Genomic DNA, 22,742 nt, shown 5'->3' with positions numbered 1-22,742 from the left:
CTATTAACGTTTAGACTTCTTGTCAACACCGTGACCACGATAGGTACGAGTTGGCGCGAATTCACCTAGTTTATGGCCAACCATGTGTTCAGTAACGATTACTGGAACGTGGTTACGACCATTGTGTACAGAAATTGTTAGACCAACAAAATCCGGAAGAATCATCGAACGACGCGACCAAGTTTTGATCGGCTTACGAGAGTTGCTCGCAACAGCCGCTTCAACCTTAGCGAACAAGTGCGCATCGACGAATGGGCCTTTTTTCAATGAACGAGGCATTAGTCAGATTCCTTTACTTGTTACTTAACGCGACGGTCGCGAATAATCATCTTAGTCGTACGCTTGTTGGTACGTGTCTTGTACCCTTTAGCTTTTTGACCCCATGGGCTTACAGGTTGAATACCTTTGTTACGCCCTTCACCACCACCGTGTGGGTGGTCAACCGGGTTCATCGCCATACCACGTACGGTAGGACGAACGCCACGCCAGCGTGAAGCACCTGCTTTACCAAGTGAACGCAAGTTGCTTTCTGAGTTAGAAACTTCACCCAATACAGCACGACATTCAACGTGTACTTTACGCATTTCACCAGAACGTAAACGAACGATAGCGTAAGAACCGTCACGACCCAACAACTGAACTGAAGTACCAGCTGAACGAGCTAACTGCGCGCCTTTACCGATTTTAAGTTCGATGTTATGAAGTGTAGAACCGATAGGCATGTTGCGAAGTGGCAAGCAGTTACCTGGACGAATTGGAGCATCGTTACCAGACTGTACTTTATCACCAGCACGTAAGCCTTTAGGCGCAATAATATAACGACGCTCACCGTCAGCATACTTCAGCAGTGCGATGTGTGCAGTACGGTTAGGATCGTATTCAATACGCTCAACTACAGCAGGAACGCCGTCTTTGTTACGTTTGAAGTCAACGATACGGTAGTGCTGTTTGTGGCCACCACCAACGTGACGAGTCGTAATGTGACCGTTGTTGTTACGACCACCAGTACGTTTTTTAGCTTCTACCAACGGAGCATATGGCGCGCCTTTGTGAAGGTGATCATGAACCACTTTCTCTACAAAGCGACGTCCTGGAGACGTTGGCTTACATTTTTGAATAGGCATAATTTTCGTCCTTATTCCGCTGCGGTTTCAGCGGTATCGCCCAAGTCAGCCATTTCAACATCTTGGCCAGCTTTCAGGGTGACGTATGCTTTTTTAACATCAGAACGACGTCCGATAGTTTTACCAAAGCGTTTAGTCTTACCTTTAGTGATAGTCGTGTTAACTTTAACAACTTCTACACCAAATAATTGTTCCACTGCTTTTTTGATTTCAAGCTTGTTTGCATTTAATGCAACCTTGAACACTTGAACACCAGCAGTTTCACCTAAAACTTGTGCTTTTTCTGAGAATACAGGTCCTTGTAGGACTTGATATAAACGTTCGTTGTTCATCCGAGTTCTACCTCAATTTTCTTAGCAGCAGCAACAGACATTACAACTTTATCGAACGCGATCAAGCTAACAGGATCGATTGCAGTAGCGTCAACCACATCAACGTGTGGAAGGTTGCGAGCTGCAAGGTATAGATTCTCATCTACAGCTTCAGTAACGATCAATGCGCGAGTTGCATTCAAGTCGTTCAGTTTTGCAAGCAATGCTTTAGTTTTAGGCGCTTCAACAGCAAACTCTTCAACTAATACAAGACGATCTTGGCGAACAAGTTCAGCTAAGATACATTGCATTGCACCGCGGTACATCTTACGGTTCACTTTTTGAGACCAGTCTTGTGGACGAGCAGCAAAAGTTTTACCACCGCCAACCCAGATTGGGCTACGAATAGAACCAGCACGAGCGCGGCCAGTACCTTTTTGACGGAATGGTTTTTTACCACCGCCAGAAACGTCTGCACGTGACTTCTGAGCTTTAGAACCTTGACGACCACCAGCTAAGTAAGCTGTAACAACTTGGTGTACAAGCGCTTCGTTAAATTCACGGCCGAAAGCTACTTCAGACAATTCAACAGCAGAGCCGGAAACAGTTTTTAAATTCACGTTATTTCCCCTCAGGCCTTGATAGTAGGACGAACAGTTACGTCGCCACCAGTAGCACCAGGAACCGCGCCTTTAACAACTAGAACTGAACGCTCTGTGTCGATTGCAACGATTTCAAGACCCTGTGTAGTTACGCGTTCAGCACCTAAATGGCCAGCCATTTTTTTGCCTTTGAATACGCGACCAGGAGTCTGGTTTTGACCTGTAGAACCTAGAACACGGTGAGAAACAGAGTTACCGTGAGTAGCGTCTTGAGTACGGAAGTTCCAACGCTTAACACCACCTTGGAAACCTTTACCTTTAGATGTGCCAGTTACGTCAACGATTTGACCAACTGTGAACAAATCTACAGTAAGCGTACCACCAACTTCACGACCTTCAAGCTCAGCTCCTGTAACGCGGAATTCTTGAACCAGACGACCAGCAGCAACACCCGCTTTCGCAAAGTGACCTTTCTGAGCGTTAGTTACGCGAGATTCGCGACGTTCACCAGTAGTGATTTGAATCGCTTGATAACCATCAGTTTCAAGCGTTTTGATTTGTGTGATGCGGTTAGGATCAACCTCAATCACTGTAACAGGTACAGAAACACCAGCATCTGTAAAGATACGGGTCATACCGCACTTGCGACCGACTAAACCAATAGCCATGTGCATAAACCTCTAAAAAAGCGGCTTAATTAACTTAGAGCGTTAATTAACCGAAAGCCTTAACCCAATGCGATCTGAACATCAACACCAGCTGCAAGATCTAATTTCATCAATGCATCTACAGTTTTGTCTGTAGGTTGAACGATATCGATCAAACGTTTGTAAGTGCGGATCTCATATTGGTCACGCGCATCTTTGTAAACGTGCGGTGATGTAAGAACGTTGAAGCGTTCGATGCGAGTAGGCATCGGGATTGGACCACACACTTGTGCGCCAGTACGCTTAGCGGTTTCTACGATCTCTTGAGCAGATTGATCAATTAAACGGTGATCAAAAGACTTAAGACGGATACGAATTCTCTGGTTAGACATACCAGTTAACTCCAAGCCAAAATATATAAAGAATCACTCTTGACGCATCTCACCCCACTAATAAAGGCAAGTGTCAAGAGCAGTGAAATATCACTAAGGTCGTGATCGATGCCACGACTGTAACGATAGTTAACCACTTTCTTCGCGGTTAACCCCCTTAATATCAAAGGGTCGCCCATTATAACGATTGTTTAATGCATAAGCAAATCCTTTTGTGGCTTTTTACATCATTTTTCAAATATTTCGACAAATCAATTGTTTAATAATTATACAGCCTGCCGCTGCGCTGCAGTTTGCTGTAATACATAATCTATCGCCTGATTTAATATCTGATTTCCTTGAATAAATTTATTTTTATTAGCGCGCTGCAGCTGCTCTAGCGATTGCACATAAGGTCCCTGAAACAGGGCCAGCTCTTCTTCATCTTCCAGGAATAATTGCAGGCTTTCTGGCGTGGTTTCCGGGTGAAACTGAAAGCCCAGTACATTTTTGCCAATCTGATACATCTGATTGCGACAGGCATCATTTTCGGCCAGATGCACAGCCCCTTTGGGAATCTCGAAGCTTTCACTGTGCCACTGCATGACATTAAACTGCTCCGGCAACTGAAAATAGTCTGGTGGCACATGACTAACCTTGCGTACCTCGTGCCAGCCCAGCTCCTGTACAGGATTGCGACTGACGGCCGCGCCCAGCGCATTGGCGATCAGTTGCCCACCCAGACACAGACCAATGGCCGGTTTTCCCATGGCCAAATAACGCCTGAGCCAGCGTTTTTCCATTTTTAACCAGGGGAAATTGGCTTCATCATTAACGCTCATGGTGCCGCCCATGACAATTAACAAATCGACCTCCTCGATCTGCGGCAGCGCTTCAATATCCAGTGCTGAATCAACCGGCAAGGCAAAAAATTCTGTGGCACTGATCTCTGCATTTAACCGTTTTAAATGCGTATAACAACTTCCAAATCCTTCACCAGCAATATGCTGAAAATAATGTACTTTTAAATGCGACGCCATGCGCTGAAACCTGTTGTTGTAGCTATGCTTTTAGGTTTTGCAAAAATGAAGCCAACTTTAGCGCCGAGTGTTCAAAGTCAAATAAATACAGCCAGATATGGCACAACTGATCCTTTTCTCTTAAGCTAAATTCAATTGATTGTCCTGATTTGAGCGAAGTCGTGAAAAAAAATCCGCAAACCGAACTGATTCATGCACCACGAAAAGCCCCTCAACTGATTTCTACGGTTCAACCTCCCCTCTATCGTGCATCGACGATTATTTTTAACAACACCGATGCACTGTTTAATCGCCACTGGACCGATGTCTATGACTATAGTTATGGCACCCATGGCACGCCGACGACCTTTACGTTAGGTGACAACATCGCGCAGATCGAAGGCGGCCTCTATCACCTGCTGGCGCCGAGCGGCCTTTCTGCGATTAATCTGGTCAATTCCTGCTTGTTAAGTCAGGGCGATGAAGTCTGGGTTCCGGATAATATTTATGGCCCGAATATGGAGCATCTGCGTAATCTGCAGCAGCGTTATGGCATTGCCGTCAAGGTCTATAACCCGGTGGAGGTAGAAAGCTTTAACCCAAGTGATAAAGCCAAACTGTTATGGCTGGAAGCGGCTGGTTCGGTGACGCTGGAGTTTCCGGACTTAAGCGGTCTGGTGAAAAAAGCCCAAGCTCATAGCATTCTGACTGCGCTGGACAATACCTGGGGCGCAGGACTGGCCTTTAATGCCTTTGATTTTGGCGAGGACCACTTAAGCGTAGATCTGACCGTACATGCGCTGACCAAATATCCAAGCGGGGGTGGCGATATTTTAATGGGCTCGGTGGTGACGCGTGACCAGAAGCTCCATCATCAATTATTCCGGATGCATGCCATTCAGGGGATTTGTGTCAGCGGAGATGATACGGCGCAAATCCAGCGCAGTCTGGCCTCCATGCAGCTGCGTTACCAGCAACAGTCACAATCAGCACTGACCTTGCTGAACTGGCTAAAACAGCAAAAAGAGCTGGTTCAGGTCCTGCATCCGGCTGATCCGGACAGTGCCGGTCATGCATACTGGAAGGACATCTGCAAAGACGGTCACAGCGCCGGACTGGTTAGTGTGATTTTTGATGCGCAATACAATTTAAACGATATTCGGGCATTCTGTGATGCATTAACCCTGTTCAAGCTGGGCTTTAGCTGGGGCGGGCCGGTCAGCCTGGTAATGCTGTATAACCTTAAAGAGATGCGTGTGCTTGAGCATAAACACCTAAAACAAGGTTTGCTGGTGCGTTTCTGTATAGGACTGGAACATCCGGATGATTTAATTCAAGATATAGCGCAAGCATTACAACATTTAAAGCAGCATAAAAACGAATAACAACGAGGATCAGTACAGTATGGGTACACCAATTACCATTGCCAAAAAAACCCGTGATACCACACAAGCGATAGTCTTACATTCTCAGCTTGCCAACCGTCATGGCCTGATTGCTGGGGCAACAGGTACCGGCAAGACCGTAACATTAAAGGTACTGGCAGAAAGTTTTTCCCGCATTGGTGTCCCAGTCTTTCTGGCCGATGCCAAAGGCGATGTTTCCAGTCTGGCGCAGGCTGGTTCCAGCAATCCCAAATTTGATGAACGGATTAAAAGCCTGGGTATTGACAGTATTCCCTTTGCTGCCTCGCCGGTGGTGTTCTGGGATTTATTTGGTGAACAGGGCCATCCAATTCGCACCACCATCTCCGAAATCGGACCGCTACTGCTAGCCCGGATGCTGAATTTAAATGACACTCAGGAAAGTGTATTGTCAGCGGTGTTTCGGATTGCCGATGATCAGGGCCTCCTGCTGATTGACTTTAAAGACCTGAAAGCCATGCTCAGCTATGTCAGCGAACATGCGGCAGAGTTAAAGGCCGACTATGGCAATTTATCTCCAGCCAGTCTGGGCGCGATTCAGCGCAATTTACTGGCACTGGCCGATCAGGGCGGTGATCTGTTTTTTGGCGAGCCCAGCCTGAATATTCTGGATTTCATGCAGACCGATGCCCAGGGACACGGCAACATCAACCTGCTGGCTGCAGACAAGTTGATGCACACCCCGAAACTGTATGCGACCTTTTTATTGTGGATGCTATCAGAGCTGTTTGAACAGTTACCAGAGGTCGGTGATATGGACAAACCCAAACTGGTGTTCTTCTTTGATGAAGCGCATTTACTGTTTGACAATGCCAGCCCGGCCCTACAGGAGAAAATTGAGCAGGTGGTCCGCCTGATTCGCTCCAAAGGCGTCGGAATTTATTTTGTCACCCAGAATCCGCTGGATTTGCCTGAAAGTGTACTGGGACAGCTCGGCAACCGGGTGCAACACGCCTTGCGCGCCTTTACCCCGAAAGATCAGAAAGCGGTCAAAACCGCGGCAGCAACTTTCCGTGCCAATCCGGAGTTTCAGGTAGAACAGGCCATTACCGAACTGGCCGTCGGTGAAGCCCTAATTAGCTGTCTGGATGAACAAGGCACGCCGCAGATTGTAGAGCGCGGCTGGGTGATGCCGCCCTACTCCTCGTTTAGCCCGATTAGCCCTGAACAGCGCAAGGCACTGATGAGCCAGAGTATTGTCGCCGATGTATATGAGCAGAGTCTGGACCGGGACAGTGCCTATGAAATGCTGCAACAGAAAGTAGCGGAACGCCAGCAACAGGCTGAACAGGCCGCGCTAGAACAGCAACGCGCCAAAGAACAGGAAGCTTTAGCCAAGCAGCAAGCCAAAGAACAGGCTGCTTTGGCCAAACAGCAGGCGCGGGAACAGGAACGTCTGGCCCGCGAACAGCAAAAAGAAGCTGAACGCACTGCACGACAGCGTGAAAAGCTGACTCAGGATATTGTCGGCACCTTTGCCAAGAGTGCAGCCCGAACCTTAGGCGGCAGCACCGGACAGAAAATTGTCCGCGGATTATTAGGCTCCCTGTTTGGCCGAAAATAATCAAAAAACCGATAGGAACAGCTTTCATTATGGGATATTTTTATATCCCATAATTTTTTTATGGTTTTTTAAAAACAGTGCTTGCACTGGCGTTTTATAAAATGTATTTTAAATACATCTTATAAATAACCAGCCATGAGAGATCAGCCATGACTCCACAGCAAATTGACCTTGTAAAAGCAACTGTTCCTGTTCTACGTGAAAATGGTGTGGCCCTGACCAGCTATTTCTATAACCGCATGTTGGGGAATAATCCGGACCTTAAAGAAACCTTTAACCTGGGTCATCAACGCAGTGGTGCGCAGGCGCAGGCACTGGCAGGTGCGGTACTGGCCTATGCAGAAAATATTGAAGATCCATCAGTACTGGCGCCAGTAATTGAACTGGTCGCACACAAGCATGTCAGTCTGAATATTCAAGCTCCGGACTATAATATTGTCGGTGAAAACCTGCTGCACTCCATCAGCGAAGTGCTGAATATTTCCATGGATGATCCACTGATTGATGCCTGGGCCGCCGCGTATGGCCAGCTTGCAGAAGTGTTTATTAATACCGAACGTGCCATTTACGAGCAGCATCAGCAAACTCAAGGCAGCTGGTTAGGCTGGCGTAATTTCAAAATCGCCAAGAAAGTGGTAGAAAGCGACGAAATTACCTCGTTCTACTTTGAACCGGTCGATGGTGGTGCCTTACCAAAATATGAAGCCGGCCAATACATTTCAGTACGTGTTTTTGTCCCTGAACTGGACCTGAAACAACCACGTCAATACACGCTGTCAACCAGCCCGCAGCAAGACTACTTACGTATTTCAGTGAAACGCGAACCGGGTAATGGCGCCGACAAGATTGCAGGCTGGGTATCTAATGCGCTGCATCAGCTGCCAGAAGGTGCAGAACTTGAAATTTCAGCGCCAACCGGAAACTTCTACCTGATCGACAGCAACAAACGTAATGTGTTCATTAGTGGCGGTGTTGGCTTAACCCCAATGATTGCGATGCTGAACCAGCTGGTGACTTTAGATGTGCCACAACCGGTGACCTTCATTCATGCCTGCCGCAGCAAACAGGTACATGCCATGAAACAGCATATTCAGGACATCAAGGCGAAGTATCCACGTATTCATACCTTTACAGCCTATGAATTCCCGAATACCGAAGATGTGTTAGGTCAGGATTATGATGTGGCCGGTCGTCTGGACCTGAGCACCATGGATGCTGCCTTATTACCGGAAAATGCTGATTACTACCTGTGTGGCCCAATGCCATTCATGGCCGAGCAGCAAAAAGCCTTACTGGCACGTGGTATTAAAGCCGAACAGATTCACAGTGAAGCGTTTGGTACGGGTGGTGTACGTCACTAAAACCCCACACGTGTAAAACATAGGAGGGCTAGTCTGCTCATGGTAGACTAGCCTTCTTGTATTTCAACTTTGAAAAAATATTTGTGCGATCATGCAATTAAATAAATTCACCGACTATGCATTACGTATTCTGCTGTATATCTCCCCACCGCGAGATCTGCCGTATACGATTGCGGAAATTGCGCAGGATTTGCATGTTTCCCAAAACCATCTGGTTAAAATTGTGCATTTCATGGGCAAACAGGAATGGCTGATTACCACCCGCGGTAAAGGGGGCGGCCTGCGTTTAAATCCGGATGCACGGGCACTGAAGCTGGGCCAGATCGTGCGTATCTTGCAACGTGAAACCCAGATTGTGGAATGTAATACCCCGCCGTGCGTGCTGCGCAGTCGCTGTGGTTTAAAGGGCATTTTAGATCAGGCACTGGAACAGTTTTATCAGAGTCTGGACCAGTACACCCTGTCCGACGTGTTAGATACTCCTGCACCGGCACAGTGGAGCACACAATCGCCAATTCAGCTGATCAATCTCTGAGTCAGATAACTTTTGCACACAGCTACAGCAAAGTTCGCGTGTCTGCGCGAGTTGATCTATAATACCGCTTTGTAAAAGCAGTGATGAAGTTAAGTTATGCACCATAGCAGAGGAAAATCGAAAAACACTAAGGCCGCTAATGCGCCGAAGCAAAAGATTAGCTATGAGAAAAAGGCTGATCCTGCGATTACCGAATATGCCGTTCGTGCCCTGAACTGGCTACGTAAAGCCGAATTCCTGATGAGTGCGCCAAAGCTGAATCTCTGTGTAGAAGATAGCGGCTATGAGGTGGCCTTTGCCGGACGTTCCAATGCTGGCAAATCCAGTGCGATTAATGCCCTAACCAACCAGAAACAGCTGGCACGTGCCTCGAAAAAACCGGGCCGTACCCAGATGATCAACTTCTTTAGTCTGGGCAATCCGGAGCAGCGTCTGGTCGATTTACCGGGTTATGGCTATGCCGCGGTACCGGAATCGATGAAAATTGTCTGGCAAAAAGAGCTGGAAAATTACCTGATTCATCGCAAGAGCTTACAGGGTCTGGTGTTGCTGATGGATATTCGCCATCCGCTGCAGCATTTTGATGTGATGATGCTGGAATGGGCTTATTCCCGTCATCTGTTTGTGCATGTTTTGCTGACCAAATCCGACAAGCTGAATCGTGGCCCGGCCAATAAAGTCCTGCTGGAAGTGAAACAGCAACTGAAAAAGATGAAGCTGGATTTCTCGATTCAACTGTTCTCCTCGCTCAATCGTCAGGGTCTGGAAGAACTGGCCAGTGTAATGGCCGGTCGTCTGAACTTTACCCTGGAACAATCGCAGCAGTTTGATCTGGCCAGCATTCCGGAAGCCACGGCAGATGAACTGGAAGCAGAAGAGCTGCCGGATACAGAAGCTGTTGAACAGCTGACTGAAACGGCCGCCAAAGAGCCATAAGCTTTGCATCGGCTTAATCCTGTCCGACAATAATTTACATCTATTGATATTGGAATGTCCCCTATTGCTAGTCTCAATGGGGGATATTTTTTCATACTCATGCTGAGCATAATTTGAACCGCATCACATTTTAGAGGTGCAATACAGCATGAAGAAATTCCTCGCACGTTTTCGCCGCGCCGCCCGTGGCTCATCCATTGGCTACTTTATTCAACCGCGTAAAGTCCGCTTTGAATGGCAGGACACCCCCATCGACTGGATTCCGCAGCAGCCTTTCGCCAGTTATTTTATTAATGAAATTAACATGATTCTGCCAGCCGGCGAGTTCTGGTTTTGCCGGCTGTACAATAAGGTCTTGCCGCAGATTCAGGATGAAAAACTGAAACAGGATGTGCAGGCCTTTATCCGCCAGGAAGCTATGCACGCCCAGGCGCATAACTCGGCCAACAAGGATTATTTAACTGAACGCCAGATTGATATTCAGCGCAACATCAGCCTGATGAACGGGCTGTTTAACCAGTTACTGGCCGATCGGCCTTTAGGTCTGCAATTGCCGCAGTGGAGCGAACGGCACTGGGATCTGTTCCGTTTAGGCATTGTTGCCACGGTAGAACACATGACCTGCGTGCTGGGTAAATATGCGCTGTATAACCGCGAATGGCAGCGTCAGGGTGCCGACCCGGCCATGCTGGATCTGGTCAAATGGCACGGCGCAGAAGAAATCGAGCATCGCACCGTGGCCTTTGCCCTGTATCGGCATTTGGGTGGCAGTTATCTGGCCCGTTATTATCTGAGCCTGCTGGTGATTGCTGGAGTAATTGGTCTCTGGGTCGATGGTGCGGCGCATATTATGCGTCAGGACCCGCGTTATGCATCAATCCGGCCGGCCCTGTATAAACCGTGGATCTGGCGGGAATGGTACCGCACTGCACAGGCCAATAACGGCTTATTGCCCTCACCATTCTGGCTGGTATCACAGCAGCTGGGTTATTTAATGCCGTGGTATGACCCGCTGCATGAAGCCAAAACCGAAGATGCGCTGGCCTATCTGCAAGCCTCCCCGGCAGCACAGCGCGCCCAGCTTAAAGTCGCGTAAAGCATCCACCTGGTGCAGAATTGCAGAGATACAATTGCCCGACACAGGCAGCACTGTGTCGGGCCAGATTTCCGCTAAGATAAAAATCAGACTTGAATGAAAAGGCAGGAACAATGCGCGCATCTTTGAGTGTGATCACGCTGGCTGTGCAGGATTTAGACGCAGCTTTGCGCTTTTATCAGCAAGGTCTGGGCTGGCAGAGTGAAGGTATCGTCGGGCAGGAATTTGAACAGGGCGCAGTGGCGTTTATCACGCTGGATTCAGGCCTGACACTGGCACTGTGGCCGCAGGCTGCCTTGGCGCAAGATTCAGGCCTGCCCCTGAGCCGTTTTTGCCCGACCCAAATCAGTCTGGGGCATAATGTGCATAGTCCGCTGGACGTAGATCAGGTGATGCAGCAGGCCGAGCGTGCCGGTGCCACCATTGTCAAACCGGCACAAGCCACCTTTTATGGCGGTTATGCCGGTTATTTTCAGGACCCCGATGGCCATCTTTGGGAAGTGGTCTGGAATCCGTGCTGGGAAGATACTCAGGATTGAGTTGCGATCTTATCGTCGCGGGTATAACGGTCAACCACCACACTAATCATCATATCACCCTGGACATTGACTACGGTACGTACGGTATCCAGCAAACGGTCAATCGGCAGTAAAATGGCAATTGCTTCTGCCGGCAGACCGACCGATTGCAGCACCATAATCATGGTGACCATGCCGGCACTTGGAATTCCCGGCGCGCCCAAGGAGGCAATCATGGCGGTGGCACAGACCACCAACTGCTGGCCCAAGGTCAAATCCAGTCCCATTAAATTGGCAATAAACAGCGCCGCAGCGGCTTCATATAAGGCCGTGCCATCCATATTCAGCTGTGTACCGAGCGGAATTACAAAGCCAGCTGTTTGCGGACGCACCTTCAGATTTTCCTGGGCGCATTTCATCGAAAGTGGCATGGTGGCCGAACTGGAACTGGTGGCAAATGCAGTAATTAAAGCAGCGCGGGTTCCTTTAAAGAAGGTCACCGGATTCATTTTTCCAAATAGCCATAGCAGTAGCGGCAGTACCACCAGACCATGAAAAATCGTGGTGCCGGTTACCACTACGGCAAACTCAGCCAGACGGCTGAGCACGGTCACATCTTCGGTGGCAATCAGCTTGGCCAATAGCGCAAAAATCCCCAGCGGTGCCAGTTTCATCACCCAGCCGATCATCAGCATCATGATGTCAAAAAACTGATGACTAAGCCGGCGCACAGTCCGGAACTGCTCACCGCCTTTGACCAGCGCCACCCCGACAAATAAGGCAAACACCACCACCGCCAGCACATTGCCCTCGGCAAAGGCCTTAAACGGATTAATCAGGGTGTTTTGAATAAAATTGGTGAAGAAAGACGACGGCGTTAAGGTATCTGGCGTCTGATGCTGGCTCATCGCGTCCTGGAATAAACGCACATCTACACCTTTGCCGACTTCAAACAGATGCGCACAGGCCAGACCTAAAATGAGTGCCAATGTGGTGGTGGTCACACAGCACAGCAAGGTAATTTTCCAGACCCGGCTCAGCTGGCCAGAAGCCTGCAGGTTGGATACCCCGACTACAATCGAACTGAAAATCAGGGGAATCAGCAGCATTTTCAGCAGGCCGATAAAAATACTGCTGGCAATACTCAGGCCATATAAGCTGCCGTCATAAAATGCGCTGCCCGGCAACAGGTTCAACAAAAACCCGAATAGAACCCCTAAAATTGCGGCCACCAGAATTTGTGTATTTAAGCTCATGGGTGCATATATTGTGATGTCATCTTGCTTGGCACTATGCCATGCGAGCTGCGCTGAATCGAGCATTATTTTGTCAAAAGCAAATCCAGCTCAGGAAAAAAGCCCGGTGCCAGAAAAACTGGCATAAGATGTGCTTTATCAGTGCATTACCTTGTTTTTAAGACTAAAAGAGTAACCTCATGAAAAAACTCGCCCTTATTCTTGCACTAATTTGTAGCACCTCTCAGGTTTTTGCCCATTCTTCGGGCAACAGCAAGGCACAAGGCTGCCATAAACATGCACCAAGCGATTTGCCGCATTGCCATTGAAGGTAGGATAAAAAAAGCCGAATCGACTGATTCGGCTTTTTTATTGAGGTGAGCTTACTGGGTTTCAATTTCGCGTAAGCGAATTAAACCTTCCTGCGTGGTGCTACAGACCAGCTCGCCGTTTTGCCACATACGGCCAAAGTTCAGGCCACGCGAACTGTTGCTGATGGTAGCTTCCATGTCATACAGCATCCAGTCATCGACCCGGAATGGCTTATGGAAATACATGGCATGGTCAATACTGGCACATTGCAGACTTGGCGACAGATAACTCAAGCCATGCGGACGTAGCGCGGTGGTCATCAGGGTAAAGTCTGAGTAAAAGGCAGCAATGGCCTGATGCAGGGCAATTTCATCCTGCTCCGCTGCAATCGGACTATGCGTACGGATATAGTGCGCATAAGACGGCGCTTCCGGCTGCGGCTGAAACGGATTACTTGGATTCACCGGACGGATTTCTACATGACGGTCACGGGTAAAGCTGGCGCGAACGTTTTCCGGAATAAACTCGACAATGCTCTGCACCAGTTCCGCTTCATTTTTTAACTGTTCCGGTGCCGGATATTCAGGCTCGGAAATCTGGTAATTCAGCCCTTCTTCTGGCGCAGCAAACGATACCATACACATAAAGATGGTCCGGCCATGCTGGATGGCTCGCACCTGACGGCTAACAAAGCTCTTGCCTTCACGAATCCGGTCCACTTCATAAATAATCGGTGCGTTGACATCGCCGCCAAACAGGAAGTAGGCATGTAAGGAATGCGCCGGACGGTCGGTGGTATACGAGGCTGCACGCAGTGCCTGGCCCAGCACCTGTCCACCGAACACGCGCTTACCGACCAGATTGCGGCTGATGCCTCGGTAGATATTTTCTTCAAGTTTTTCCAGGCTAAGCAGTTCAACCAGTTCCTGAGTCAGTGCATTCATGCGGGGAAACCTATGTCGGGATATTTAAAAATCAAAGCAAGCAAAATAGAAACAGCTCAATCTTGCCTATTTTGCCATATTTGTCGACTAAAACACTAAAGTTTAACTGACTGCCCTGTCACGGCTCCCGTATAATGCGCCGCACTAAAAATACGATTTTTAACGATAAAATTGAGCACTAAAGATAGAATTTGTCAGAAAATGTCAGGCTATTTTTCGCTACAATTAGATTCATTATTTTTCCCTCAGATAATCTGCGGTACTGGTCATTGATTTAGGAGTTGGTATGTCCAAGAGTGGTTTTGGTCAAATTTATCGTCAGCTTTCAAGCAAATTGCTTGATCTGGTGGTAACCCCGCATGTACTGGGCGAGGTTCCTGCCGAAGCAGCAGCGACAGACCATTCAGAACAGCCGACCCAGAAAATTGTCTGCTATGTGCTACAGAACCATTCCCGCAGCAATGCCCTGGTCCTTGATGGTGAAACACGCCGCTTAAAGCTGCCGCCCGCATTAGACCCGATGCAGATTGGCCAGCACAAGGAAAAAGCTTCGATTCTGTTTTTACAGCACTATGATGAAAACAATCTGCTAAATCCGCCGCCGCACGCCTTTCCGCCGCGTTTGCTGCGTCTGATTGAGCTGCTGGAGCGGCACCCGGAACTGGATATTGAGCTGATTCCGGTAACCGTTCTCTGGGGCCGCGCACCAGATAAAGAAGATTCCTGGCTCAAACTGCTCCTGACCGATACCTGGGCTACGCCGGGTACCGTCAAGCAGCTGGTCAATATTGGCCTGCATGGTCGCCAGTCCTATCTGGAGTTTCATGAGGCACAGTCTTTAAGAGCGATGGTGCAGACCGCCAAGATTCAGGCCCCGAACCTGTCGCCAGCGACCTGTATTATTAATACCTTAAATAATTATTTAGACAGCCAGCGCGAAGTGGTATTAGGTCCCGATTTATCGGACCGCCGTAACGTCATGCATAGCCTGATTAAAGCGCCGGATGTACAAGAAGCCATTCGCCGCGAAAGCATCCGCAGTAAAATCAGCATGATTGAAGCCGAGCGCCGTGCCATTGGCTATTTAAATGAAATCGTGTCGGACTATTCCTATGCCGCCATCCGCTTTGCTGAAACGGCGCTAACCCGTTTATGGACCCAGCTCTATGATGGCGTCGAGGTGCATAATTTCAGCACCGTGCGTGAACTGGCCAAAGACTACGAAATTATTTATACCCCGTGCCATCGCAGTCATATCGACTATTTATTGCTGTCTTATGTGATTTATAAACGCGGCATGATGGTGCCGTATATTGCGGCTGGCGATAACCTGAACATGCCCTTTGTCGGTCAGTTATTACGCGGTGGCGGGGCCTTCTTTATTCGCCGGACTTTCCGTGGCAATGGCCTGTACACCACCGTATTTAAGGAATATCTGTACAGCATTCTGTCGCGTAACACGCCGCTGGAATACTTTATTGAAGGTGGCCGTTCGCGTACCGGCCGCTTGTTGCCGCCAAAAACCGGCATGCTGGCCATGACCGTACATGGACATTTACGTGGCCGCGCCAAACCGATTGCTTTTGTACCGACCTATATTGGCTATGAACGCCTGATGGAAGGTTCGACCTATGTCGGTGAAATGCAGGGTAAACCGAAAGAAGCCGAATCCATTGTCGGTATTCTGAAAACCTTGAGAAAAATCGAGCGTATTTTTGGCAAAGTGCATGTGAATTTTGGCGAGCCAGTCTTTTTAGATGACATGCTAAAACAGCATGACGCCGAACAGATCAGTATCGAAAAAAATGACGATCCGATTCCGCAAGAAGTCTCCGATGCGGTAAACAGCTCGGCCTATGCGATTCTGGAAAACATTAACCGCGCTGTGGTGATTAACCCGGTATCACTGTTATCGCTGATTTTGCTGGCCACGCCAAAACACACCCTGGATGAAGCGATCTGTATCAAGCAGCTGGATACCTATCGTGACCTGCTCACTGCCCTGCCTTACGATGAGCGCACCCACATCACCCCACTTTCAGGCAAGGAAATTATTGCCTACGGTCTGAAGCTGAAACTGATTAAACGTGTGCAGCACGTTCTGGGCGATATTATTGCCATTGAAGACAATCAGGCGGTGTTGCTGACCTACTTCCGCAACAATATTCTGCATGCCTTTGTCCTGCCATCTCTGGTAGCGGCACTGGTGGAGCACAATGGTTCAATCAAGCGTGGCGATTTAATTAATGTAATTCGCACGCTGTATCCGTTCCTGAAAGCCGAGCTGTTCCTGAAATGGAATGAAGCAGAACTGAAACAGCAGATCTGTGCCTATGCCGATGGGCTAATTCAGGCCAAGCTGATTAGTGAAGATGCTGAAGGGAATCTGCTTTCTCCGGCACCGAACAGTGAAGATCATAACCAGTTGGTAGTATTGGCTGCGCCGGTAATGCAAAGTCTGGAACGCTACTACATGACCCTGGCGCTGATTACCCAGCGTGGTTCGGGCAATATTTCCGCCCGTCAGGTTGAAGAACTGAGCCATCTGGTGGGTCAGCGTTTATCGGTGCTGTATGAGTTCAACTCACCGGAATTCTTCGATAAGGCCCTGTTCCAGAGCTTTATTAAAGTGCTGACCCAGCAAGGCTATATCAGCACCAACAGCGACAATGCCATTGTCTTTGATGAGAACTTTAGCAATGTGGCGCAGTATGCCAATCTGGTGCTGGATGATGTAACCCTGCAAATGCTGCAACACATCACCACCTTTAGCGATGAAGAACTGAAAGATGCACTAGATGCACTAGCCGCACAGCAAGCCAAACGTCGCTTAAAACGTAAAAAGAAATAAAAAAACCGTCCATAACCCGTATCTTTGCCTTCGTGCAAAGGTGCGGGAAATATAAGCCATCCTCAATAAAATTAAAAATTCTTAATTCACATCCGCTTGCTGTAACAGGGCCAGATAATCCTGAAAACAGTCATCATGCTGTAACTTAAAACCACTGTCCTGCATCCGTTTCGGTCGAATCCGCTTGCCGGTTTCGTGCGGACTGGTCAGGGTTAATAACGGCCGATGTAGCTGCTGCTGAAACCATTGCACCACTTCATGCAGCAGTTGCGGCTGACCATTACTGACAATATAACTCTCCTGCAGATGTTCCACGTGAATCATCTGTGCCAGGAAACGCGCCAGATCATCAATATGAATCCGGTTAGACCAGTGCCGGTTTGGATATTCAGTGAGCGTGTGCGCCAGCTTGACCATCCTTGCGATTGAGGTGCCATAAATACCGCTGGGCCGGATAATGGTGCAACGCTCCGGATAAGCGCTTAAATAGGCCTGCTCCATCTTGAGCAGAATGTCTGCCTGCGTATCTGGCGGCTGAAGCGGTGTGGTATCCTCAATCCATTCCCCGGCATTTTGTCCATACACCCGGGTCGATGACACCACCACCATGCGCCGCACCGGATGCGCTGCCAGCGCCGTTACAATTGGTTGCACCGAATCCAGATAGGTCTGCTGATAGGCCTCCGGCGTACTCTGCCCCGGACTGAGCAGCACATAGACCCAGTCAATGGGCGCCAGCTGGCTTAAATCCAGCTGCTGCACATCCTGAATCAGATGCGTTGCATGCACATCACTTTTCCGGCTGCGGCTAATTGTGGTAATTTGGTGGCCGGCTTGAAATAGTTGTTTAGCCACACGTGCAGATGTTTTACCATAACCGATAAATAAAATATGCATAACCCACTTGCTCATTACCATTGTTGAGGGGACATGGCCGCAGTCCATCAATTACAAGGCGTTGGCGCTGCTGCTGCCGCGTTACTGGAAAAACTGAATATTTTCACCACAGATGACCTACTGTTTCATCTGCCGCGTGATTATGAAGATCGTAGCACGATCATTCCGATGAACCAATTGAACGTCGGCCGCAGTTATTTACTGGAAGGCATTGTCAAAGGGGTCGATTTCCCACCCGGCAAACGCAAGTCGATGGCAATTCTGCTGGATGATGACAGCGCCAAAGTCACCTTACGTTTTTATCATATTTATAAAGGTCTGACCGAGCGCGCCAAAGTCGGCAACCGCCTGCGCGTGTTTGGTGAAGTCCGGGTCGGCGCGCGTGGTTTGGAAATGTATCATCCGGAAATCCAGCTGATCAGCGAGCATACTCCGCTGCCGAAAACCCAACTCACGGCGATTTACCCAAGCACCGAAGGGCTGACCCAGCCCAAACTGCGCGACTATGTCAAACAGGCGCTGAAACAGCACAGTGATGATCTGCCGGAACTGTTGCCGGAAAAATTTACCAACGGCTATGCACTGAAACAGGCGCTGGAATATATCCATGAACCGCCAACCAGTGCCAATATGCTGCAGCTTGGTCAGGGTTCGCATCCGGCCCAGCAGCGGCTGATTTTTGAAGAACTGGTGGCACATCAGGTCAGTTTATTGACCCGCCGTGCTTATATTCAGCAGATTGAAGCGCCAGCTTTTGCGCCCAGCCAACATCTGGCCAAGCAGTTACTGGCCGGCTTACCGTTTAGCATGACCGGCGCACAAAAACGAGTGTCCAAGGAAATTATCCAGGACCTGAAACAAAACAAGCCGATGCTGCGGCTGGTACAAGGTGATGTCGGCGCCGGCAAAACACTGGTGGCGGCGGTGGCGGCCTGTCATGCGCTGGAAGAAGGCTGGCAGGTGGCGCTGATGGCACCGACTGAAATTCTGGCTGAGCAGCATTATTTAAACTTTAAACGCTGGTTTGAACCTTTGGGACTGACCGTATCCTGGCTATCCGGAAAACAGAAAGGCAAGGCCCGCGCCAGCGCCGAACAGATTATTCAGGATGGCAGCGCCCAGCTGGTGGTCGGTACCCATGCGCTGTTTCAGGACAATGTCGAATTTGCCAAGCTGGGACTGGTGATTATTGATGAACAGCACCGTTTTGGGGTCGACCAGCGGCTGGCCTTAAGAAACAAGGGCCTGAATCACATGACTCCGCATCAGCTGGTGATGACCGCCACCCCAATTCCACGTACGCTGGCGATGTCCGCCTATGGCGATCTGGACACTTCCATGATTGATGAGCTGCCGCCGGGCCGTACCCCGATTCAGACCGTGACCATTCCACTGGACCGGCGCGAACAGGTACTACAGCGTATTGCCAGCAACTGTGCCGAAGGCAAACAGGCCTATTGGGTCTGCACCCTGGTCGAACAGTCAGAAACGTTGGATGCGCAAGCTGCCGAAGCGACTTTTGCTGAAATCAAGGAACGCTTTCCGGAACTGAATATTGGTCTGGTGCATGGCAAAATGAAGGCTGATGACAAACAGGCGGTGATGCAGCAGTTTAAAGACAACCAGCTACAATTGCTGATTGCCACCACCGTGATTGAAGTCGGCGTCGATGTCCCGAATGCTTCAATTATGGTGATTGAAAATGCCGAGCGTTTAGGGCTGTCGCAATTGCATCAGCTGCGTGGCCGGGTCGGTCGGGGCGCCAAAGCCAGTTTCTGTGCCCTGCTGTATAAGCATCCGCTGTCGCAAAACGGCCAGGAACGGCTGCGGATTTTAAGAGAAAGCAATGATGGCTTTGTGATTGCCGAAAAAGATCTGGAACTGCGCGGCCCCGGGGAGTTGCTGGGCACCAAACAAACCGGCGATATGGGCTTTCGGGTGGCCAAGCTGGAACGCGATGATCATCTGCTGAATCAGGCACATTATGTGGCCCAGCAGATGCTGAAAGATTATCCCGAGCAGGCCGAGGCCCTGCTCAAACGCTGGCTGCCGGAAGCACCACGTTATGCCTATGTTTAAGCTGCCGGCGCATAGCCGTACGCTATTACAAAAATTACTGCCCTGCCAGCTCTGTGGCAGTGCGGCCCAGCAGCAGTACCGGGTCTGTGCAGATTGCTTGCAGCAACTGCCATGGTTAAAAGCAAACGTCTACCGGCAGGAAACCGAGATTCAGGTGGCCTGTCATTATCGTTATCCAGTCGACCGGATGATTCAGCAATTCAAATATGAGCAGCAATTGCATTATCAGCCTTTACTGGCGGGCAGCCTGTGTGAATTGGCCTATCCACGGGTACAGGCCATTGTCCCGATGCCGGTGGCAACCGAGCGACTGGCAGAGCGTGGTTATCATCATACCCTGCTGCTGGCTCAGGTGCTGGCACGCCATTTACAGCTACCAATCTGGCAACCGGTTGTACGGCGCCATCAACACAGTCAAAAAGGCTTAAGCCGGCTGGAACGACTGGAAAATCTGGACCAGCAATTCCAGCTACGGCCCGATACCGGCCGGCCCTATCGCCGGGTGTTAATTGTCGATGATGTGGTCACCACCGGCAGCTCAATTCGTGCGCTAAAACAGCAGCTGGAGCAACTTGGCTGTCACAAGGTCTATGCGGTGTGTATTGCCAGTGCCGATGGTTAAATCATCTGAAAAACAGCTGGCCTTAAGCCGACTGTAACAGCTGCTGTTTCACCCAGGGAATCACCACTTCTGTGGTTAACGGTGCTAGACGGGTCGTCTCATCCTCCAGTTCAATCCATTTCATTTCCGCAATTTCCGCCTGAACCTGCGGGTCCTGATCGAGCTGCACATAATAAACATAACTGACCAGACGATGATCCGGCTCATTGGCTGTAGCGGTTTCAAAACGGCCAACAAACTGTTTAATCCGGGCCTGACAGCCAATTTCCTCCGCAATTTCCCGGCAGATGGTCTGCTCCGGTGGCTCAGCGCTTTCCAGCTTGCCGCCAACCTGCATAAAACATTGGGTGTGCTGTTTGCGTACCAGCAGCAATTGCTGCTGCTCGTTCAGAATAATGGCCGCAGCTACGGTAATGGTGTTCATATTTATTTCACCAAGGCCTGACGGTCGGCCATACCCCATTTCGGTTCAGGTGCCTGAAAGCGTTCAAACTGGCTTAAAATCTCATCCATAGAATCAGACACAATTAACGCCTCGGTAAAACGTGCATGGGTAAAGCCCTTGTCAGTAGTCATGCGAATAAAGCGCAGCAGATCATCATAAAAACCTTCAACATTTAAAAAGGCATTCGGTTTTAAATGAATTCCCAGCTGGGCCCAGGTCCACTGCTCAAAAATTTCTTCCAGTGTGCCGGCACCACCTGGCATGGCAATAAAGGCATCGGACAGTTCTGACATTTTGGTTTTACGCTCATGCATATTCTTCACCACATGCAGCTCGGTTAAACCGGGATGGGCCAGCTCGCGATCAACCAGTGGCTCCGGAATCACGCCAATTACAGCACCACCGGCCTGCAAGGCACTGTCTGCGACCACACCCATTAACCCGGAGCGACCACCACCATAGACCAGGGTTTTGCCCTGTTTTGCAATCGTTTGCCCGACCAGCTGCGCCGTGTCCACAAAAACCGCATCGGAACCTAAAGCCGAGCCACAGAAGACTGCAATTGAATTTGTCATTTTTTCACCATGTTCAGCGGCTATGATGCCGCAAATATACCCTTGAGCTGGTTTTTTAAATAAATTAGCACTTCAAACAGTGTTTTTAATCAAATCCTTGTCTAAAATACACCCATCAATAAAACCCATACTGCGCAAGGGAGAAAAGACTAATGCTTGAAGCCTTTTACGCCACAGAGCGCGGTAGTCTGGAAGATGCCACCATCAACGGCGGCTTCGACCTGCATCCAGAACTGGTCTGGATTGACCTGATCGCCCCTTCACAAGAAGAACAACAGTGGGTCATGGACGCCTACCGGCAGGATTTACCCACCTTAAAGTCCCTGGAAGACATTTCCTCATCTGCCCGATTTTACCGTGATGATGATGGGGTTTTACACATCAGCACCTATTTTTTAACGAAAAATAAAAACTATCAGGTCGATGATGAATCGGAAGAAAATTCCAGTATTCTCGCCACGGTACAAACCGTTGCCTTTATTTTAAACCGGGACCGCCTGCTAACCCTGCGCGGTGAAAAACTGGTGGCCTTTCGTGCCTTTCGTGCCCGTGCACGGCGCAATGATTATGAAATTGATTATAAAGACCCGACCTGGGTGCTGCTCGGTCTGTTAGAAGCCAAGCTGGATGAGCTTGCGGATATCTTGGAAGATATCCACAAGGACCTGGAAAAATACTCCACCGAAGTGCTGAATAACCGCCACCGGGAAATGATTTTAGACCTTGATGACATGATTACCCGGCTGGCACAACTGGAAGACATGCTTGGAAAAGCCCAGCTCTGTCTGATTGATTTACGCCGTGTGCTGACCTTTTTAGCGCGTCCACGTGCCTTGGGCAGTCATATTTATGATGCCGATATCCGTGAACTGAGTGAAGATGTACGCTCGCTGGTCGAACACGACGCCTTCCTGTTCCAGAAAGTGCGCTTCCTACTCGATACTACTTCGGGTTTCATTAACACCGAACAGAATGATACCATCCGTCGCTTCTCGATTTTACCAAGTATGCTGGCACCGCCAATGCTGGTGGCCAGTGTTTATGGCATGAACACCGACGTACTGCCTTTTGCCAAAGGCACCACCAGTTTTATTATTGTCAGTATTATCCTGATTGGCTTCTTTATCGGGCCGCTGATTTACTTCAGATGGAAGAAATGGATTTAATGCGACACGTCCTCTCTCCCTGAGGGAGAGAGTTAGAGAGAGGGCTGGTTTCGCTAATCTTCCATCCCTCCTCACCTCCCTTGAGTCAAGCGAGAAACTTAATGCCAT

24 protein-coding genes are annotated in these 22,742 nt (G+C 49.3%); 12 read left to right on the top strand and 12 right to left on the bottom strand.

The annotated features are described in order from the left end of the window. Positions 1-3 precede the first annotated feature (3 nt). From rpsS to FTU54_RS03180, 7 genes are all read right to left on the bottom strand, one after another. The gene (gene rpsS / locus FTU54_RS03210; protein ID WP_001138119.1) at positions 4-279 is read right to left on the bottom strand and encodes a 30S ribosomal protein S19; all 276 of its coding nucleotides are present in this window, start codon (positions 277-279) and stop codon (positions 4-6) included. Positions 280-299: 20 nt separating this feature from the next. Continuing rightward, entirely contained in the window at positions 300-1,124 is an 825-nt protein-coding gene (gene rplB / locus FTU54_RS03205; RefSeq protein WP_127801047.1) for a 50S ribosomal protein L2, read from the bottom strand. A gap of 11 nt (positions 1,125-1,135) precedes the next feature. Then, on the bottom strand, positions 1,136-1,456 hold the full coding sequence (rplW, locus tag FTU54_RS03200; RefSeq protein WP_005180285.1) for a 50S ribosomal protein L23: 321 nt from the start codon (positions 1,454-1,456) through the stop codon (positions 1,136-1,138). Then, on the bottom strand, positions 1,453-2,055 hold the full coding sequence (rplD, locus tag FTU54_RS03195; RefSeq protein ID WP_005180287.1) for a 50S ribosomal protein L4: 603 nt from the start codon (positions 2,053-2,055) through the stop codon (positions 1,453-1,455). The genes rplW and rplD overlap by 4 nt, the downstream gene beginning before the upstream one ends. Before the next feature lie 11 nt (positions 2,056-2,066). Next, positions 2,067-2,705: a 50S ribosomal protein L3 gene (rplC, locus tag FTU54_RS03190; RefSeq protein WP_180074437.1), complete on the bottom strand. Its 639-nt coding sequence runs from the start codon at positions 2,703-2,705 to the stop codon at positions 2,067-2,069. 59 nt (positions 2,706-2,764) lie between these two features. Beyond that, complete coding sequence (gene rpsJ, locus FTU54_RS03185; protein WP_005180291.1) at positions 2,765-3,076, bottom strand: 30S ribosomal protein S10; 312 nt, start codon at positions 3,074-3,076, stop codon at positions 2,765-2,767. A gap of 266 nt (positions 3,077-3,342) precedes the next feature. Continuing rightward, positions 3,343-4,095: a type 1 glutamine amidotransferase gene (locus FTU54_RS03180; protein WP_168390956.1), complete on the bottom strand. Its 753-nt coding sequence runs from the start codon at positions 4,093-4,095 to the stop codon at positions 3,343-3,345. A 161-nt stretch (positions 4,096-4,256) separates the two neighbouring features. On the opposite strand from FTU54_RS03180, the gene FTU54_RS03175 reads away from it, so the two are divergent. The 7 genes from FTU54_RS03175 (at position 4,257) to FTU54_RS03145 (ending at position 11,529) form a co-directional block, all read left to right on the top strand. Further along, a complete protein-coding gene (locus FTU54_RS03175; protein WP_168397466.1) occupies positions 4,257-5,459 on the top strand; it encodes a PLP-dependent transferase in 1,203 nt (400 codons plus the stop codon). Between the two features lie 19 nt (positions 5,460-5,478). Next, entirely contained in the window at positions 5,479-7,062 is a 1,584-nt protein-coding gene (locus FTU54_RS03170) for a helicase HerA-like domain-containing protein (RefSeq protein ID WP_180074435.1), read from the top strand. A 149-nt stretch (positions 7,063-7,211) separates the two neighbouring features. Beyond that, positions 7,212-8,423 carry an NO-inducible flavohemoprotein gene (gene hmpA, locus FTU54_RS03165; RefSeq protein WP_005180299.1) on the top strand — a complete coding sequence of 404 codons (1,212 nt, stop codon included), beginning with the start codon at positions 7,212-7,214 and terminating at the stop codon, positions 8,421-8,423. 91 nt (positions 8,424-8,514) lie between these two features. Next, on the top strand, positions 8,515-8,958 hold the full coding sequence (locus tag FTU54_RS03160; RefSeq protein ID WP_160240938.1) for an Rrf2 family transcriptional regulator: 444 nt from the start codon (positions 8,515-8,517) through the stop codon (positions 8,956-8,958). Between the two features lie 96 nt (positions 8,959-9,054). Continuing rightward, on the top strand, positions 9,055-9,894 hold the full coding sequence (gene yihA, locus FTU54_RS03155; RefSeq protein WP_005180304.1) for a ribosome biogenesis GTP-binding protein YihA/YsxC: 840 nt from the start codon (positions 9,055-9,057) through the stop codon (positions 9,892-9,894). Positions 9,895-10,042: 148 nt separating this feature from the next. Further along, on the top strand, positions 10,043-10,990 hold the full coding sequence (locus tag FTU54_RS03150; RefSeq protein ID WP_160242783.1) for a metal-dependent hydrolase: 948 nt from the start codon (positions 10,043-10,045) through the stop codon (positions 10,988-10,990). 113 nt (positions 10,991-11,103) lie between these two features. Further along, positions 11,104-11,529 (top strand): VOC family protein, encoded by a 426-nt coding sequence (locus tag FTU54_RS03145; RefSeq protein WP_127799321.1) that lies wholly within the window; start codon positions 11,104-11,106, stop codon positions 11,527-11,529. Here FTU54_RS03145 and FTU54_RS03140 read toward each other — a convergent pair. Further along, entirely contained in the window at positions 11,520-12,764 is a 1,245-nt protein-coding gene (locus tag FTU54_RS03140) for a dicarboxylate/amino acid:cation symporter (protein WP_160243677.1), read from the bottom strand. The genes FTU54_RS03145 and FTU54_RS03140 overlap by 10 nt on opposite strands. 179 nt (positions 12,765-12,943) lie before the next feature. On the opposite strand from FTU54_RS03140, the gene FTU54_RS15250 reads away from it, so the two are divergent. Beyond that, entirely contained in the window at positions 12,944-13,072 is a 129-nt protein-coding gene (locus FTU54_RS15250; RefSeq protein ID WP_194088134.1) for a YHYH domain-containing protein, read from the top strand. 54 nt (positions 13,073-13,126) lie between these two features. Here the strand turns inward: FTU54_RS15250 and FTU54_RS03135 are convergent, their stop codons facing one another. Next, a complete protein-coding gene (locus tag FTU54_RS03135) occupies positions 13,127-13,999 on the bottom strand; it encodes an acyl-CoA thioesterase II (RefSeq protein WP_075167392.1) in 873 nt (290 codons plus the stop codon). 286 nt (positions 14,000-14,285) lie between these two features. Between FTU54_RS03135 and plsB the strand changes: the two genes are divergently transcribed. Beyond that, on the top strand, positions 14,286-16,850 hold the full coding sequence (plsB, locus tag FTU54_RS03130) for a glycerol-3-phosphate 1-O-acyltransferase PlsB (protein ID WP_180074433.1): 2,565 nt from the start codon (positions 14,286-14,288) through the stop codon (positions 16,848-16,850). Positions 16,851-16,931: 81 nt separating this feature from the next. Here the strand turns inward: plsB and FTU54_RS03125 are convergent, their stop codons facing one another. Then, positions 16,932-17,747 carry an NAD(P)H-binding protein gene (locus FTU54_RS03125; protein ID WP_160242781.1) on the bottom strand — a complete coding sequence of 272 codons (816 nt, stop codon included), beginning with the start codon at positions 17,745-17,747 and terminating at the stop codon, positions 16,932-16,934. Between the two features lie 33 nt (positions 17,748-17,780). On the opposite strand from FTU54_RS03125, the gene recG reads away from it, so the two are divergent. Both recG and FTU54_RS03115 read left to right on the top strand, forming a co-directional pair. Further along, on the top strand, positions 17,781-19,826 hold the full coding sequence (gene recG / locus FTU54_RS03120; protein ID WP_160242780.1) for an ATP-dependent DNA helicase RecG: 2,046 nt from the start codon (positions 17,781-17,783) through the stop codon (positions 19,824-19,826). After that, positions 19,813-20,448: a ComF family protein gene (locus FTU54_RS03115; protein WP_160242779.1), complete on the top strand. Its 636-nt coding sequence runs from the start codon at positions 19,813-19,815 to the stop codon at positions 20,446-20,448. Before recG ends, FTU54_RS03115 begins: the two co-directional genes overlap by 14 nt. Before the next feature lie 22 nt (positions 20,449-20,470). On the opposite strand, the gene FTU54_RS03110 is transcribed toward FTU54_RS03115, so the two are convergent. After that, complete coding sequence (locus FTU54_RS03110) at positions 20,471-20,872, bottom strand: NUDIX domain-containing protein (protein ID WP_171503172.1); 402 nt, start codon at positions 20,870-20,872, stop codon at positions 20,471-20,473. A 2-nt stretch (positions 20,873-20,874) separates the two neighbouring features. Further along, positions 20,875-21,468 carry a TIGR00730 family Rossman fold protein gene (locus tag FTU54_RS03105; protein WP_005180318.1) on the bottom strand — a complete coding sequence of 198 codons (594 nt, stop codon included), beginning with the start codon at positions 21,466-21,468 and terminating at the stop codon, positions 20,875-20,877. A 152-nt stretch (positions 21,469-21,620) separates the two neighbouring features. Here FTU54_RS03105 and FTU54_RS03100 point away from each other — a divergent pair, with 152 nt between their 5' ends. Beyond that, the gene (locus FTU54_RS03100; RefSeq protein ID WP_005180320.1) at positions 21,621-22,634 is read left to right on the top strand and encodes a CorA family divalent cation transporter; all 1,014 of its coding nucleotides are present in this window, start codon (positions 21,621-21,623) and stop codon (positions 22,632-22,634) included. Positions 22,635-22,742: the final 108 nt, after the last annotated feature.

It is taken from the genome of Acinetobacter sp. YH12116, from assembly GCF_013418895.1.
GTDB classification, from domain to species: Bacteria; Pseudomonadota; Gammaproteobacteria; order Pseudomonadales; family Moraxellaceae; genus Acinetobacter; species Acinetobacter indicus.
The sequence above is the reverse complement of the archived record's forward strand: the minus strand, read 5'-3'. Positions and strand labels throughout refer to the sequence as shown.